The organism is Bradyrhizobium sp. UFLA05-112, assembly GCF_053572325.1.
Genome location: NZ_JBANBK010000007.1, coordinates 21,088 through 36,676, shown reverse-complemented (window position 1 = coordinate 36,676; position 15,589 = coordinate 21,088). Strand labels below are relative to the sequence as shown.

General features: G+C 65.2%; 18 protein-coding genes. 10 read left to right on the top strand and 8 right to left on the bottom strand.

What is annotated here, in order from left to right:
- The first annotated feature begins 15 nt into the window (after positions 1-15).
- The 3 genes from SO180_RS05925 (at position 16) to SO180_RS05915 (ending at position 2,636) form a co-directional block, all read left to right on the top strand.
- Positions 16-828 (top strand): PAS-domain containing protein, encoded by an 813-nt coding sequence (locus SO180_RS05925; protein WP_449377883.1) that lies wholly within the window; start codon positions 16-18, stop codon positions 826-828.
- 156 nt (positions 829-984) lie between these two features.
- Positions 985-1,440, top strand: coding sequence for a GNAT family N-acetyltransferase (locus SO180_RS05920; protein ID WP_449377882.1), 456 nt, complete (start codon positions 985-987; stop codon positions 1,438-1,440).
- Between the two features lie 254 nt (positions 1,441-1,694).
- Positions 1,695-2,636, top strand: coding sequence for an aldo/keto reductase (locus SO180_RS05915; RefSeq protein WP_449377881.1), 942 nt, complete (start codon positions 1,695-1,697; stop codon positions 2,634-2,636).
- A 16-nt stretch (positions 2,637-2,652) separates the two neighbouring features.
- Here SO180_RS05915 and hmuQ read toward each other — a convergent pair whose 3' ends face one another.
- The 3 genes from hmuQ to SO180_RS05900 form a co-directional block, all read right to left on the bottom strand.
- The gene (gene hmuQ, locus SO180_RS05910; RefSeq protein WP_449377880.1) at positions 2,653-2,976 is read right to left on the bottom strand and encodes a heme-degrading protein HmuQ; all 324 of its coding nucleotides are present in this window, start codon (positions 2,974-2,976) and stop codon (positions 2,653-2,655) included.
- Between the two features lie 141 nt (positions 2,977-3,117).
- A complete protein-coding gene (locus SO180_RS05905) occupies positions 3,118-4,338 on the bottom strand; it encodes a DUF1501 domain-containing protein (protein ID WP_449377879.1) in 1,221 nt (406 codons plus the stop codon).
- Entirely contained in the window at positions 4,335-5,939 is a 1,605-nt protein-coding gene (locus tag SO180_RS05900; RefSeq protein ID WP_449377878.1) for a DUF1800 domain-containing protein, read from the bottom strand. The genes SO180_RS05905 and SO180_RS05900 overlap by 4 nt, the downstream gene beginning before the upstream one ends.
- Positions 5,940-6,040: 101 nt before the next feature.
- On the opposite strand from SO180_RS05900, the gene SO180_RS05895 reads away from it, so the two are divergent.
- On the top strand, positions 6,041-6,271 hold the full coding sequence (locus tag SO180_RS05895) for a cysteine-rich CWC family protein (protein ID WP_449377877.1): 231 nt from the start codon (positions 6,041-6,043) through the stop codon (positions 6,269-6,271).
- A gap of 15 nt (positions 6,272-6,286) precedes the next feature.
- Here SO180_RS05895 and SO180_RS05890 read toward each other — a convergent pair whose 3' ends face one another.
- The 3 genes from SO180_RS05890 to SO180_RS05880 form a co-directional block, all read right to left on the bottom strand.
- Entirely contained in the window at positions 6,287-6,982 is a 696-nt protein-coding gene (locus SO180_RS05890; RefSeq protein WP_449377876.1) for a glutathione S-transferase family protein, read from the bottom strand.
- Positions 6,983-7,160: 178 nt separating this feature from the next.
- Complete coding sequence (locus SO180_RS05885) at positions 7,161-7,391, bottom strand: hypothetical protein (RefSeq protein ID WP_449377875.1); 231 nt, start codon at positions 7,389-7,391, stop codon at positions 7,161-7,163.
- The gene (locus tag SO180_RS05880; RefSeq protein WP_449377874.1) at positions 7,388-8,167 is read right to left on the bottom strand and encodes a TSUP family transporter; all 780 of its coding nucleotides are present in this window, start codon (positions 8,165-8,167) and stop codon (positions 7,388-7,390) included. The genes SO180_RS05885 and SO180_RS05880 overlap by 4 nt, the downstream gene beginning before the upstream one ends.
- 180 nt (positions 8,168-8,347) lie before the next feature.
- On the opposite strand from SO180_RS05880, the gene SO180_RS05875 reads away from it, so the two are divergent.
- The 5 genes from SO180_RS05875 (at position 8,348) to SO180_RS05855 (ending at position 13,896) form a co-directional block, all read left to right on the top strand.
- Positions 8,348-9,262: a LysR substrate-binding domain-containing protein gene (locus SO180_RS05875; RefSeq protein WP_449377873.1), complete on the top strand. Its 915-nt coding sequence runs from the start codon at positions 8,348-8,350 to the stop codon at positions 9,260-9,262.
- Positions 9,263-9,363: 101 nt separating this feature from the next.
- On the top strand, positions 9,364-9,594 hold the full coding sequence (locus SO180_RS05870; protein ID WP_449377872.1) for a hypothetical protein: 231 nt from the start codon (positions 9,364-9,366) through the stop codon (positions 9,592-9,594).
- A 46-nt stretch (positions 9,595-9,640) separates the two neighbouring features.
- On the top strand, positions 9,641-9,871 hold the full coding sequence (locus tag SO180_RS05865; RefSeq protein WP_449377871.1) for a hypothetical protein: 231 nt from the start codon (positions 9,641-9,643) through the stop codon (positions 9,869-9,871).
- Between the two features lie 87 nt (positions 9,872-9,958).
- Positions 9,959-12,910: an excinuclease ABC subunit UvrB gene (uvrB, locus tag SO180_RS05860; protein ID WP_449377870.1), complete on the top strand. Its 2,952-nt coding sequence runs from the start codon at positions 9,959-9,961 to the stop codon at positions 12,908-12,910.
- A 284-nt stretch (positions 12,911-13,194) separates the two neighbouring features.
- Positions 13,195-13,896, top strand: a complete 702-nt coding sequence (locus tag SO180_RS05855) for a hypothetical protein (protein ID WP_449377869.1) — start codon at positions 13,195-13,197, stop codon at positions 13,894-13,896.
- A gap of 182 nt (positions 13,897-14,078) precedes the next feature.
- Here the strand turns inward: SO180_RS05855 and SO180_RS05850 are convergent, their stop codons facing one another.
- Together SO180_RS05850 and SO180_RS05845 are read right to left on the bottom strand one after the other, a co-directional pair.
- Positions 14,079-14,465, bottom strand: coding sequence for a hypothetical protein (locus SO180_RS05850; protein WP_449377868.1), 387 nt, complete (start codon positions 14,463-14,465; stop codon positions 14,079-14,081).
- A 78-nt stretch (positions 14,466-14,543) separates the two neighbouring features.
- Positions 14,544-14,774, bottom strand: coding sequence for a hypothetical protein (locus SO180_RS05845; protein ID WP_449377867.1), 231 nt, complete (start codon positions 14,772-14,774; stop codon positions 14,544-14,546).
- A 300-nt stretch (positions 14,775-15,074) separates the two neighbouring features.
- Between SO180_RS05845 and SO180_RS05840 the strand changes: the two genes are divergently transcribed.
- Positions 15,075-15,524, top strand: coding sequence for a nuclear transport factor 2 family protein (locus SO180_RS05840; protein WP_449377866.1), 450 nt, complete (start codon positions 15,075-15,077; stop codon positions 15,522-15,524).
- The last annotated feature ends 65 nt before the right edge of the window (positions 15,525-15,589 follow it).

The following is a 15,589-nucleotide window of genomic DNA, read 5'->3' as shown; positions in this document are numbered from 1 at the left end:
GAGCAAGATAGGGCCATGGGCCTCGGATGGCGTGCGATATCCGGTCCGACGCTGACGGCAGCGACCACGCTGCTGGCGTTGCTGCTCGATCGCTATCTTCCCATCCCCTCACCCGCACCGCTGTTCGTCTGCATCGTCGCCTTTGCCGGCTCGCTGTCCGGCTTCGCCTCCGCAATGGCCAGTGCAGCCGTCGCGGTGATCGGCACGGCGCTGTTCTTCCTCTACAACAAGACCGTTCCCGGCTACGCCGCGACCGACCTCGTCCGGCTCGGCCTGCTGGCGATCACAGCGGCCGCCACCGCAGGGATTACCGGGCTGATGCGCGAGCGCCTGCTCGACGCCTTTGCGCTGGAGCGCCGGCATTACGCCACGGCAGAGCGCCTGTCGGCGGCGCTCGATCAGGTCGACATCGGCATTGTTTTGCTCGATGCAGAAACCCGCGCCGAGTTCATCAACCGCGCCTTCCGCGACTACTTCTCGCTGCCCGACGAAAAGGCAGAGAGCCGGCCGCCTTTCATCGCGCTGATGTATCACGGCCGCGACACTGGCGCCTTCGAGCTGCCCGAGGATGAGTTGAGCGCCTTCATCGCCGTGCGGATGGAGATGGTCAGGATGGGCGACGCCACGCCGATCAACATCAAGCTCAGCAATGGCGAGGTGCTGCGCTTCGTCTGCGCCGCGCTGCCCGACGGCGGACGCATGCTGAGCTACACGCCGGTGACCGACCTCGTCCGCCACGGCGATGCGCCCTCGCGCGCCGATTACTATCGCTCGCTGCGCGATCCCACCGGCCGCAACCTGATCCGCTATTTGCGCGTCGCCGAATAGCGCAAGAGCATGATCCGGAAAAGTGTGAAGCGGTTTTCCGAAGAGATCATGCTCCAAACAACCTAAAGCGTTATTGATCGGCGCGGCGATCATCCCGTTAGAACGACGGATCGATTGGCTAGCGCCTTGCTCCCCCCTTGATCGTGGAATTTCGCCATGTCGCTCACCATTCGCGCCGTCACCCGGCAGGACTACGATCAATGGCTGCCGCTGTGGGACGGTTACAACGCGTTCTACGGCCGCTCTGGTGCGACCGCGCTCGCGGCCGAGATCACGCGCATGACGTGGCAGCGCTTCTTCGATGCATATGAGCCGGTGCATGCGCTAGTCGCCGACAAAGACGGCCAACTGCTCGGCCTGACGCACTATCTGTTTCACCGCTCGACGACTGCGGTCGAGCCGTCCTGCTATCTGCAGGACCTGTTCGCGGCGGAGGCCGCGCGCGGCCAGGGCGTCGCCTCGGCGCTGATCTACGCGGTGTATGAGCGGGCGAAGGCCGCGGGCTCGCCCCGCGTCTACTGGCAGACGCACGAGACCAACCTCACCGCGCAGCGCCTGTATGATAAGGTCGCGGAGCGCTCCGGCTTCATCGTCTACCGCAGGATCTTCTGAGCCGCGGCCTGCAACCTGTGGATAAGCGCGGCTGTCACCTGCACGTAACATTGCAGGGCTAGGCTTCCGCTTGCGCCTGATCAGGCCCCCCGTCACCGATCAAGCGCCCAAGCGGTCCCCGTCAGTCGCCGCGTCTGACCGGGGCCGCATTTTTTTGTGCGCATGGCAGCACCGCGGCCGTCGCCTTGCTGGCCGAGCGCGTGGTCGTCAGAATGGCCCCTTGCCCGCACGCTCCTCTGACAGGACCTCCTCCCATGGAAATCCGTAATCTCGGCGCCTCCGGCCTGCGCGTCTCCGCCGTCGGCATCGGCTGCAATAATTTCGGCCAGCGCACTGATCTGGAGACCTCGCGCAAGGTGATCCACCGCGCGCTCGATCTCGGCATCACGCTGTTCGACACCGCCGACATCTACGCCGGCATGGGCGGTTCGGAGACCGTCTTGGGCACCGTGCTCGGCGACCGCCGCAAGGACATCGTGCTCGCGACCAAATTCTCCAAGCCGATGGCAAGCGACGGCACCAAGCAGGGTGCCTCGCGCCGCTACATCATGCGCGCGGTCGAGGCGAGCCTGAAGCGGCTGAAGACCGATTACATCGACCTCTATCAGCAGCACGATTACGATCCGCTGACGCCGCTGGAGGAGACGCTGCGCGCGCTCGACGATCTCGTGCGCCAAGGCAAGGTGCGCTACATCGGCAATTCGAACTTCCCCGCCTGGCGCATCGCCGAAGCCGAATTCACCGCGCGGGCGATGAACGTCAGCCGCTTCATCTCCTGCCAGGACGAATACAGCCTCGTGGTCCGCGACATCGAGAACGACCTGTTGCCCGCCGCGCAGGAGTACAAGCTCGGGCTATTGCCGTTCTTCCCGCTGGCGAGCGGTCTTCTGACCGGAAAATACCAGCGCGGTGCGGCCGCTCCCGCCGACACGCGCTTTGCCAAGGCGCCGGCGCTGCGCGAGCGCTATCTCACGCCGCGTAACGAGGATATCGTCAAGAAACTCCAGGCCTTCGCCAAGGCGCGTGGCCACACCATGGTCGAGCTCGCCTTCTCCTGGCTCGCCGCGCGTCCGCAGGTGGCGAGCGTGATCGCAGGCGCCACCCGCGTCGAACAAGTCGAGGAGAACGTCAAGGCAATCGCCTGGAAGCTCGGCGCGGACGAACTCGCGGAGATCGACGGGATCACCAAGAGCTGACGCTCGCAGCGCGGCGCTACTTCCCGCCGCGCCCCACGGTCTGCATCACCTCAAAGCCTTCGAACTGAGGATGGCCGAGATAAAGCGGCTTGTTGTCGCCGGCTTTGTGATGCGCGGCGCGAAACGCCTCCGACTTGGTCCAGGCCTCGAATGCCGCATAGTTGGCCCACACGGTATGCGAGGCATAGAGCGTGTGGTCCTCGGCTTCCGGCCCTCTCAGCAGATGAAACTCGATGAAGCCCGGCACCCTGTCCAGATGCGTGTCGCGCGACAGCCACACCTGCTCGAAGGCTTTTTCCGACCCCTTGGCGACGCGAAAGCGATTCATGGCGATGTACATGAAGTTGGTCTCCTGATGCTCCGCAGATTATCTCGTCATTCCCGGATTCGCCGCAAGGCGCAGACCGGATTCCATTTTTCCGCGGAGCGATGGATTCCGGGCTCGCGCTGAAGCGCGCCCCGGAATGACGACTGTGCTTGGTTATGCGACCAGCCCTCTCATCGGTCTTGCGCTGGCGCTGTCGGGGAACACCGTCTCCGCCAGCACGCGATCACCAAGGCCGAACTGGTCTTGCAGCACACCTTTGATGACTGCGCGCAGGTCGGTCGTCGGCTTGAGGTCGCGGCCTTCGTAGAGATTTGCGAGCTTCAATCCCGGCCAGTCGGAGATCACACGGCCGCCTTTCACGGCGCCCCCGGCGAGCAGCGCGATGGTGCCGGTGCCGTGGTCGGTACCATCGGTGCCGTTGATGCGTGCAGTGCGGCCGAATTCGGTTGCAACGACGACGACGGTGTCGCGCCAGCGATCTCCCAAACCGCTTTCGAACTCGGCGAGCGCGCCGTCGAGGCCGCCGAGCAGGAATGCGAGCCGCCCGACCGGACCGCCCTCATTGGCATGCGTATCCCAACCGTCGAAAGCGAGCGCGGCGATGCGCGGGCCGTCGTCGGCCGCCATCAGTTTTGCGGCACCCTTCGCGACCAGGCGCATCTGCGCGACCGCGTTGCCTCCCTTCGGCTTCATGTCGTCGCCGCTTGCCGCCTTCTCGAACTGCAAGCCTTGCGACAATGCAGAGGCAAGCGCGGGGTCGCGGTGACGATAGAGATCGACGAGCCGCATCGCGGTGTCGTCATCGGCCTGCGGCAGCGCGACCGGCGCCCAGCCGACGGTCGGCGCGGCGCCGCGCAGCACCAAGGGCGTGGTGGGACCGACCGCAAGCCCGCTGGAGACGCGCTCGCCGCGCGGCAGCGCTTCCAGCGCACGGTTGAGCCAGCCGGATTGCACGCGGCCGGGGCCCGCATAGCCGCTTTCGAGCACGTCCTGGCCGTCGAAATGCGAGCGGTCGCGGTAGGGCGTCGACACCGCATGGATCACCGCGGCATGCTTGTCGCGATACATGCGCGCGAATTCCGGCATCGAGGGATGCAGCGCGAAGAACGAGTCCAGCATGAGCGCAGGATGCTCACCATCGCGTCTCAACGCGATCGAGCCGTGCAGGCCGGCATAATCGGGATCACCAAGCGGCGCGACGGTCGCAAGGCCGTCGAGCGCGCCGCGCAGAATCACCATGATCAGGCGCGGATCGCGGCCGTCGGCCGCGCGCGCGAATTTCGGCAAATACGCCCAGGCGGCGAAGGAGACGCCACCAAGCAGCAGCGCACGTCGCGAAGTGAGGAGCCGATTCTCGGCGCAATCCATCGTCATCTCCTCTGGAATTCAGGCGACATCAGGAGCAGCGCCAGTGCCTGCTGGCGCGATTCCGCACGCTCGATGGTCCGCCGCGTCTCGGTCGAGGCCGCATCTGCCGCGGCGAATTCCAGCAGGTCAAGCGGATCGATATTGTTGCCGAGCCGCGAGCCGATCTGGACCGCGATGTCGAGCCTGAGCTTCATGCCCTCGGGCGCGGTCCAGGCGGCGTTGGTGTCGGGAAAACCGTTCGGCCCGGCCGGCGACCACAGCGGCTGACCGAGCAGATTGAGGCTGCCCAGGTACTGTCCGGGATCTTCAGGCACGCGCGCGAGCAGCCTGCCGCTCGCGACCAGGAATTCGTAAGGCGAACGCATCTTGGTCAGAGGCGCGGTCCAGGCCTCGTTGGAATCGACGAGGGCTGTCGCAAGCGCCTTGAGGTCGCCGTCGGTCTTCGTGAATACATCGCGCAGGCGCGCCACGAGCGCGGGCGGCGGATCATCCGCGACGAAGTGACGAGCGAACTTCGTGGCGATGAAGGTCGCGGTCGAGGGATGGCGCGCGATGTCGGCGAGCGCCGCTTCGCCCTGCGCCAGCCCCGCCGCGTCATAGGTTTTGCCGAGCAGCACCTGCGGCCCGGGCTGGTGGGCATTGGCGTTGAAGACGAAATTGCCGGGCTCGCCCAACCGGCCCTGCCGGCCGGCGAAGGTCCATCCCGTGATGATGCGCGCAAGCGAGGTGACGTCCTCCTGCGTGTAACCGCCATTCACGCCGAGCGTATGCAACTCCATGATCTCGCGCGCGAGATTTTCGTTGAGCCCGCGCTTGCGGTTCTGGCCCGCGCGCGAATCCGGACCCAGCGATTGCTGGTTGTCGAGAAAGAACAGCATCGCCGGATGCTGCTCGACAGCCTTGAGCATGTCGGCGAAGCGGCCGAGCACATGGGGGCGGATCGCCTCGCGCTCGAATGCGCCGGCCCAGATCCGCGCCAGCTCGCCCTTGGCTGCCGAGATGCAGAAATGGTTGGACCAGAACGCGACGAGGCGCTCGGTGAAGCCGCAATCGGCGAGCGTGGCGCGTTGCAGCCGCGCCAAAGCCTCGGCACGAAACGTCTTCTGGATCACATTGAGCGGTTGCGGCGCAGGCTTCGCGGTGGCCGGGGGCGGCGCATTGGGCTGCATGCCCTCAGCAGGTTTTGCTGCGGCGTCGGACGCCTTCATCTCCGGCGACTGGCCGGCGATGTCCATCGCGACGGCATTGAGCGACAAATTCCGGCGCGCTGCGGGCTTCTGATCGGCTGGTGCGGGCTGCGCTGGCGGCTGCTGGGCTTCGCCTGGTTTCGCTTCACCTGATTTCGATTCATCTGGCGTGCCGGCCTTGGCGGCAGCCTCGCGCGCCGCTTTCACCTGTGCCTGATATTCGAACACGGCCTGGCCGAGCTGCGGCGTCGATTGCAGGCCCGGCGCCTCCAGCAGCACGCCGTTCGGCCGGCCGAGCTCCGCCTTCACGAAGCCGCGCGGGTCGGACGCGGCATTGACGAAGTCGCCGGATGCGCCGCCGCGCGCGCCAAAGCCGAACCGGTTGAGGGCAACGAGCGCGGCTTGCGGATCGCGGGCCATTGTTCTGTCCTTGCACTTCCTAGCGGCATGCGCGGCGATTATTATACCGCCGTCAATGATGAACCCGGCATGAAAATGTCGGCGAAGCTTCGGCGCGAATGATGACAAATCGGAAAGAAATCCTCACCGCACCCGCCGCACCTTTGCGTCAAATCGCCTGTTCCCGCTGCGGCACGGCGTTTTCATGCGGATTGTCCGGTGCCTGTTGGTGCGCCGAGGAGCCTGCGCGGCTGCCGATGCCGGTCGAGGGCGAGGACTGCCTGTGCCGCGATTGCCTGCGCAAGGCGGCCGCGGATGCGGCGGCACGTAGCCCGGATGGAGCGCAAGCGTAATCCGGGCTACGAAACCTACACCTGGTGCCCCGGTGACTTCCGCGCCATGCCGCCGAACGCGTCGAGCAGCTTTTCACGCCATGCGTAGACGGGGTCGTCCGCCTCCAGCAGCTTGAACGGGCTCACCACGCGCGCCCATTGGAAGCCACCGAACACGATGTAGTCGGCGTAGTTCGGCGCGTTGCCGCCGAGGAAGGCTTGCGTTTTCAGAGTGAGACGCATGATGTCGAGCGATTTGCGAAAGGCGACGACGGCGGTGTCGCGGCTCGCCATGATCTCCTCCAGCGACTTGCCGAAACGCGCCTCTCGCGTCCGGCGAAAATAATCCGCATCGACCTGCGCCAAATTCTGCGGAATGTCGGCGATGATCAGCGGAAAGATGCCACCGACGATCGCGATATCGCCCCACCCGTTCAGCATCCGCGCCATCGCGCGGCCACCCTCCCCGCCGAACAGCGACGGGCGATCTGGAAAGGTGTCTTCGAGATAGTTGGCGATGGTCCAGGAATCGACGACCGGCCTGTCGTCGTGCAGCAGCACGGGCACCTTTTGCGAGCCGTGTGGCGCAATCGCGGCTTTCTCGGTGAAGCGCCAGGGCAGGGTGTCCGCGGCGAGGCCCTTATGCGCAAGCGCCATGCGCGTACGCCAGCAATATGGGCTGAAGGGCCGCGCTGCGTCGGTGCCGACGAGTTCGAAGAGTTTGAGTGACATGAGCGGTCTTCCCAGCCAGACCTTCTTCCTGAGGAGCGCGGAACGCGCGTCTCGAAGGATGAAGGCCCGATTATCGACCTCGCCCTTCGAGACGCGCGCAAGATGCGCGCTCCTCAGGGTGAGGGTCTCCCATTCTGGATTGCTTCGCTGACGCTCGCAATGACGATGTGGAGAGGCCTCACCTTCCGTTGACGCGCAAGAACCTCTCGCCGTCTTCCGTCACCGCGATGATCAGGCCCATGCCGGGCAGCGTCTCGCGTGCGACATAGCCGCGGTCGGCGGCGTCTTCCCAGATGGTCAGGCGTGGGCACGACGTCTTCCAGGTCGAAATCACCTCGGCATAGACGCGGGGCTCGCGCGCGATCCATTCGACGAAATCCAGAACCAGCGGGTCTGCGCTGTCAGTCATTGCACACCTCCGTTGTCAAAGGCCGCCATCACGGGCGTGCGAACCAGGAGCCAGCTTCCATAGGCGATATAGTAGCATGCGATTGTGGTGATCAGCCGCATCGACCAGGCGATGAATTGCTGATCGCTCATCGCCTCCAGGATACGCCGCGCCAGCGTGGTTCCGAGCATCGAGGCCACGATCGCGACGCCGGCCAGAACGGGATCGAGCGAAGCCGCCTGGTCGATCACGCCGCCGAAATAGATCAGCTTGGTGAAATGGCTCACCACCTGGCACACCGCCTTGGTAGCCACCTTCTCGCGCCGGCCGAATTCACCGCCCAGAAAGAACGTGTCGAGCAGCGGCCCCGAGACGCCGGTCATCAGCATCAATCCCATGCAGATCGTGCCGTAGACGGTGCCCTGCCAGACACTGTCCGGGTCGGGCTTGACGCTCGACGGCAGCAGCCGCGCCATGAACGGGGTGACGCCGAGCAGGAGCAGCGCGGTCGGCTTGTCCGGCACGTAGCGGGAGATCGACCATGCCGCGAGCGCAACGGCGCAGCCGATCAAATAGACCCCGACCGGCCGCCAGCGGATATGCGCGCGCCAGAGCAGCGCGCGCCAGCCATTCGAGGCGATCTGCGTGATCGCGTGCAGCACCATCGCGGATGGCAGCGGCATCAGCGCCAGCAGCACGCCGATCAGGATCAGTCCGCCCGCCATGCCGAACAGCCCCGACAGAAACGCGGTGGCGACCATCAGCAATCCAAGGGCAGCGATCATGATGGGCGTCACGACGGGATCTCCTGTGGTGGCTCAAGTCTGGGACGCAAGCTGCCTCTCGCGCCGCCCTTGCGGGAAGGCGCAGGCACCTCAAGATCAGCTTGGAATTGCACTCATTCTTGTGACTCGCTTGTGGAACTCTCGCAAACTGAGTTATCTTGGCCTGGCATCAGCTTTCCTGAGGGTATGTTTTTGCGGCGGCTGCTCTTTCTCAACGGCATCAAGGCATTCGAGGCGGCGGCGCGGACCGGCAGCTTTGCCGCCGCAGGCATCGAGTTGAGCGTCTCGGCCGCCGCGGTCAGCCGCATGGTGCACCTGCTCGAAGAGCGGCTTGGCGTCGCGCTGTTCGAGCGCAAGGCCAACAAGCTCGTGCTCACGCAAGCCGGCCGCGCCTATCAGAGCGGGTTGACACCGATCTTCGACGCGCTGGCGAGCCTCACCGCGCAGGTGACGGCGCCCTCCAGCGTGCGCGTGCTGACCATCGGCGTCGGCCACACCTTTGCGATGCGCTGGCTGATCCCGCGTCTCTCCGAATTCCGCAGCGAGGAGCCGGATATCGAGGTGCGCTTCACCACCGGCGGCGCCGCGGTCCCGTTCGGCGAGGACTGGAGCTGCGGCATCAAGCTCGGCACCGGCGACTGGCCGGGGCTGGTCGCCGAGCCGCTGTTTGCCGGCGATCTCACGCCGGTCTGCGTACCTCGCCTCGCCACATCCCTGAAGCGGCCGGCCGACCTCAAGGGCCCAAGCCTGATCCGCGTCGCGCATTCGCCGGAGGATTGGCCGCTCTGGCTGAAGGCGGCAAATGTCAGCCGCATCACCGCGCGCGGGCCCGAGTTCCAGTTCTACGGGCAGGCGCTCCAGGCCGCGGTCGACGGGCTCGGCATCGCCATGGGCATCCGCCCCTATATCGACGACGATCTCGCCGCCGGCCGGCTGGTGGCGCCGTTCGACCTCTCGGTGCCCAAGGGCATGCGCTGGTATCTGGTGTATCGCAGCTTCCAGACCGAGCAGCGCGACTTTGCCGCGTTCCGCCGCTGGATCATGCGCACCGCTGCGGAACCCGCGGCGCGCAAGCGCAGGGGTGGGCGCCTCGCCGCGCGCGCCTGAAACGAAAAACGAAAAAGCCGCCCTCGTGTGAACGGCTTCACACGCGCCTTTGCGCGGACGTGGTCTCCTAACCCTCCAACGAGAAATTGGGGACTACCACTATGACGACACTTTACGACGGCTTTGACATTGAATCGTTCGAGGCTGGCAAGGGCCTGTGGCATGCCCGTATCCGGCGCGCGGACTTGAGCCTGCTCGCCATCGACGGCGTGCTGTTTCCGGCGATGGAGGTCGGCTTCGCCTGGCCCGATCCGGAAGCCGCGATTGCCGATGCCAAGCACCATATCGACCGTTTCCGACGGCGGACGGAGCTGGACGAAGAGGACCTTTGACCGGGGACTTTTGACACAGCACGGCGGCAGAACGAGGACTGAAGTCATGTCGCAGATCGAGTTCGAAGAAACGCAACCGCTGGCCCAATCCTGTGAACGCTCCGTGCTGTCGAGCTGCCCGGAATGCAACGGAGAGCTCACCGTGCTCCGCGTGATCGGCGGCCGGGCTGGCTGCGAGTACTGGACCATGCGCTGCACGCACTGCGGCGGGATCCATCTCGACATTGTCGAGCCGCAAGCGGCCGTCGGAGACGACGGCTCGCTGCCGGCGGCGTGAGTCTGCTGCCAACCTGCTGTCAGCAGGCTGACCCGTGCAGGGGCATTCGCCCTTTCCTGAGCGGCGGACTCGTCCCATATTCGGGGCATGGCGAAGAAACCTGCTCCCCCCGAAAAATCCGGTAAAGCCCCGAAATCCAAAGCACATCGACCCGACGTGCAGCCAATCGGGCCGGCGCTGGCCGAGCTGCTCAATCCCGCGATCAATCGCGGCGAGAGCGGCATCGGCTCGTCCACGGGGCTCCAGCCGCCGCCGGACAATTCGCGCGACCGTCGCGCCGGCGGCGAGGCCGCAGCGCATCGCGCGCGCGCCTCGACTCCGAAGGATTTTCCGCAGGATTCGACTCGTGGCTCACCCCCCTCCCCGACCAAGGGGGGAGGGAGCGGAGAGGCTGGTGCGTTCGAGGAAGCGCCGCAGGCCAATTACGGCACTGCCGCGACCGTACCGTTCCTCGATCCGGAACTGGCGCGTCAACTCGGGCTGCCCACCGAGGAAGACGATGCCGAGGCTCTGGCACGGCCACCGCGCAGCAAGATGGAGGCGCTGGGCGTCAAGGCCACCGCGGACGCGCTGGAGACGCTGATCCGCGAGGGACGACCGGAGTTCCGCAAGGACGACGGCTCGATGCGGGTGTGGACGCCGCACCGGCCCCCGCGCCCGGAAAAGTCCGAAGGCGGCGTGCGCTTCGAGATCAAGTCGGAATACCAGCCAAAGGGCGACCAGCCGACGGCGATTGCCGAGCTCGTCGAAGGCGTCGAGCGCAACGAGCGTTCGCAGGTTCTGCTCGGCGTCACCGGCTCGGGCAAGACCTACACCATGGCAAAGGTGATCGAGGCGACGCAGCGCCCTGCCCTGATCCTCGCGCCGAACAAGACGCTCGCCGCCCAGCTCTACGGTGAGTTCAAGAATTTCTTCCCGGACAACGCGGTCGAATACTTCGTCTCGTATTACGACTATTACCAACCCGAAGCCTACGTCCCGCGCACCGACACCTATATCGAGAAGGATTCGTCCATCAACGAGCAGATCGACCGCATGCGCCATTCGGCGACGCGCGCGCTGCTCGAACGCGACGACGTCATCATCGTCGCCTCGGTGTCCTGCATCTACGGTATCGGCTCGGTCGAGACCTATACCGCGATGACCTTCGCGCTGAAGAAGGGCGAGCGCATCGACCAGCGCCAGCTCATCGCCGACCTCGTCGCCCTGCAATACAAGCGCACCCAGGCCGATTTCACCCGCGGCACCTTCCGTGTGCGCGGCGACGTCATCGACATCTTCCCGGCGCACTATGAGGACCGCGCCTGGCGCGTGAACCTGTTCGGTGACACCGTGGAGAATATCGAGGAGTTCGATCCACTCACCGGCCACAAGCAGGACGAGCTCGAATTCATCAAGATCTACGCCAACTCGCACTATGTGACGCCGCGCCCGACGCTGGTGCAGGCGATCAAGTCCATCAAGTTCGAATTGAAGCAGCGGCTCGATCAGCTCCACGACCAGGGACGCCTCCTGGAAGCGCAGCGGCTGGAGCAACGCACCACCTTCGACCTCGAGATGATGGAGGCGACGGGAAGCTGCGCCGGCATCGAGAACTATTCGCGCTATCTCACCGGACGCCGGCCCGGCGAGCCGCCACCGACGCTGTTCGAATACGTCCCCGACAACGCGCTGATCTTCGCCGACGAGAGCCACGTCACCATTCCGCAGATCGGCGCCATGTTCCGCGGCGACTTCCGCCGCAAGGCAACGCTCGCCGAATACGGCTTCCGCCTGCCCTCCTGCATGGATAACCGCCCCTTGCGGTTCGAGGAGTGGGACATGATGCGGCCGCAGACGGTCGCGGTGTCAGCGACGCCCAGCGGCTGGGAGCTCAACGAGAGCGGCGGCGTGTTCGTCGAGCAGGTGATCCGCCCCACCGGCCTGATCGATCCGCCCGTCGACATCCGCCCCGCCCGCACCCAGGTCGACGATCTCGTCGGCGAGGTCCGCGCCACCGCGCAGGCCGGCTATCGCTCGCTGATCACGGTGCTGACCAAGCGCATGGCCGAGGACCTCACCGAATATCTGCACGAGCAGGGCATTCGCGTGCGCTACATGCACTCCGATATCGACACCATCGAGCGCATCGAGATCATCCGCGATCTGCGGCTCGGCGCGTTCGATGCGCTGGTCGGCATCAACCTCTTGCGCGAGGGCCTCGACATTCCCGAATGCGCGCTGGTCGCGATCCTGGACGCCGACAAGGAAGGTTTTCTGCGCAGCGAGACCTCGCTGATCCAGACCATCGGCCGCGCCGCGCGCAATGTCGACGGCAAGGTGATCCTCTATGCCGACCAGATGACCGGTTCGATGGAGCGCGCGATCGCCGAGACCAACCGCCGCCGCGAGAAGCAGGTCGAGTACAACAACGCCAACGGCATCACGCCGGAGAGCGTGAAGAAGCAGATCGGCGACATCCTCAACTCCGTCTACGAGCGCGACCACGTGCTGGTGGAGGTCGGCGGCCATGACATGACCGACGACGTCATTTCCATCGGCCACAATTTCGAGGCCGTGCTCGCCGATCTCGAGACGCGCATGCGCGAGGCCGCTGCCGACCTGAACTTCGAGGAAGCTGCCCGCCTGCGCGACGAGGTCAAACGCCTGCGCGCCACCGAGCTCGCGGTGGTCGATGATCCGACCGCAAAACAACGCACCGTGCAGGGCAAGGCCGGTACGTACGCCGGCACGAAGAAATACGGCGACGCCGCCAACCTTCCCGTCAGCGCGATGAAGAAGAAGACCGTGGGCTCCGCGCTGAAAGCGAGCGGCGGAGCCAGTGGCGGCTCAAAGGTGCACAAGCCGCATCTCGACGAGATGCATGGTCCGGAGTCGCTGCCCTACCGCGCGAACCGCGCGCTGCCGGCAAAGCCGTTCGGCGGCGAAAGCCGGATCATCCAGCCAACCGACTCGCGGCAGTCGGGACCGGAGTTCGGCCCAGCGCCGAAGTCGACCGGCGGCGCGCCGGGACGACGGGGCGGGTGGAAGAAGCGGTAGAGCTACCCGCTCGCATTTCACCAACGGAGCAAGAACCGCGATGCATTCGGGGCTCGCCGCTTTGCGGCGCCCCGGAATGACGACGAGAGATTGCCGCCTCCCCGCACGCATTACCGTGCCAAGCCGATAACGGCACATATGTCCGCATTACGCGCAACAATTGCACACACGCTTGTGAAGCGGGAGTGTGAGCAGCCGGCCTGCCGGTGTGACCTACTTCACCAAAGGATTTCCGCGTTTCAATTACGAGTTGCTGGGGTGGAAATCTTACAGGAGCGATAGACATGGCAACGGCAGTGAAACGTGGTGCAATTCCGAGCCCGCGACACGAACTGGCAGCGGCGATGCCGCATGTGGCGCTGGCTCACGTCCCCGCGCATCACCTGTTCTTCCCCAAGAAGCTTTCGATCTGGCACAACGACCTCCATGGCGACTGCGTGACCGCGGAAGAGGCCTTCGCCAAGGCCTGCCACAAGCCGGAGATCTTCATCAGCGACGCCGAGGTGGAGAAATGGGCGAAGGCCCACGGCGTCTACGAGGGCGCGGTGCTCATCAACGTACTGAAGGCGATGCAGAAGGAAGGCTTCAGCCAGAGCGACCACTCCTATGACGACGGCCACGCGAGCACGGTCGACTGGACCAACCCGGCGGTGCTGAAGAGCGCGCTGTATCACGGTCCGGTCAAGATTGGCGTCGCCGCCGACCAGCTCGAGACCACCTGCCGCGCGCACAACTTCAAGACTGGCTGGTTCGCCACCGGCTACACGGCCGACAATAACGAGGATCATTGCGTGAGCCTGTGCGGCTACGGCACCATGAGCTGGCTGGCACATCAGCTCGATACCTCGGTGCCATCAGGCATCGACGGTTCACAACCCGCCTACGCGATGTTCACCTGGGGCAGCATCGGCATTATCGACGTGCCGTCGATGGTGGCGATCACCCACGAAGCGTGGCTGCGGACGCCGACCACCGTCGTCGTCTGATTGAGCCACGGGCTCGCCCTACCTCTCCCGCTTGCGGGGGAGGTCGCGGCGCAAAGCGACGCGGGTGGGGGCTCTCTCCACTCAGGAAATCCCGATTGCGGAAAAACCCTCTCCCCCGCCCTCTCCCGCAAGCGGGAGATGGAGCGCACCTGCAACGCGGTCTGCATCCGATCTCATCGCGCTTACCCGACGCTCGCCACGACTACGGCCAGCACCGACAGCATCAGCACGATCGTCAGCAGTTGCAGCGAAGCGGTCGGCTGCGTCCGCCACTCGGCGATCTTGTCGGACAGCGACAATTGACCATCGAAGAACTTTGGCTCGTAGATCAGCTTGAACAGGCTCGGGAGCTTCGGCCCCAGCGACACCGCGAGCACCGCCTGGACCAGCGAGGCACCGATCACGAACATTGCGACGCCGGCGTCGCCGACGAGGTCCTTGTTGCCGGCGAGCTTGAGCATCAGCGCGGCGGTCGCAAAGGTCGGAAAGCTCTGCAAGATCGCGGTCAACGCCAGGCCTTCGAGCAGGTTTTGCAGGCGGGATTTCCGAGCGGCGGCAGTCACGGCCATGGCGCGTCTCCCTGATGACACGCGTATGACACTAGCCCTTGCCGGCGTCCCCTGATGTGAGCTGGGTCACGAGCTCCGCTACAGCTTGCCCTGCCCGTTCACCTGGCTCTGTTGCTGCTGCTTCTCCTGCTCCTTGGCATGATGCCGGCCGTAGAGGCAGCCGGCCGCGGCGCCGAGCACGCCGTGATGGCCCGCATAGTGACCGGCGACGCCACCGACAACGGCGCCCTTGATGCAGCCCTTGGCGTTGGCGGCCGGCGGCACGACGAGCGAGAGCGTGGCGGCGAGGATGAGAAGCGGGAATTTCATGGACTTGTGCCTCCGGGTTCGATGTCGCCTTTCCAACGAACGCAGCGGCGCCGGAGTTCCCTGAACCATCGGCATGGCACCAGGCGCCGCCCACCACGTCTGTCACGTCATCGCAGAGGCGCATCCCGCACCAGAAATCCTTGCAGGAAAATAGTCACACAATTTGCAATTGCATGTCACGAACCTGATATTGCGCCGCCGCGTCAAAACCCCTGTAATCCCCGGTGTTTTTGCGGATTGCTGGTGTTGGGCGGGCCGCGATAGTTTTGCTATGCGCGGGCCAACGAGGGCGGGCGGAGAATGACGGTTGAGAGTTTGAACAGGCAGCGCGTGCTGCATCTCCTCGAGACTTTTGCGCGCGGCGACCTCGATGCCGCGCTGGCGTGCTGCACCGACGACGTCGACTTCCTCACCCACGTGCCGATCGACGTGCTGCCGCACATGGTGCCGCGGCACGGCAAGGCCGAGCTGCGAAAACTCTGGCAGACGGTGTGGTCGCGCTACTCCGAAATCCGCTACGAGGCGGCGCATGTCGTCTCCGACGGCGAAGAGGTCGCGACATACTTGCGCGCCTTCTTCAGGAAGCGCACCAACGAGCGCATCGTGCAGTTCGACATGGCCGTATTCTATCGCTTGCGCGACGGGCTCGTATCAGAGATCCGCGAGATCATCGATTCCTATGATCTGGTGCAGCAGGTGCTCGAGCGTGAGATCGCTCCGCTGATCGTGGGCGAGCGGATCGAGGGGTAGCGCGCTGTCTCCTCAAGGTCGTCCTCGCGAAAGCCGGCTTTCGCCAGGACGACATCGCATGTGCG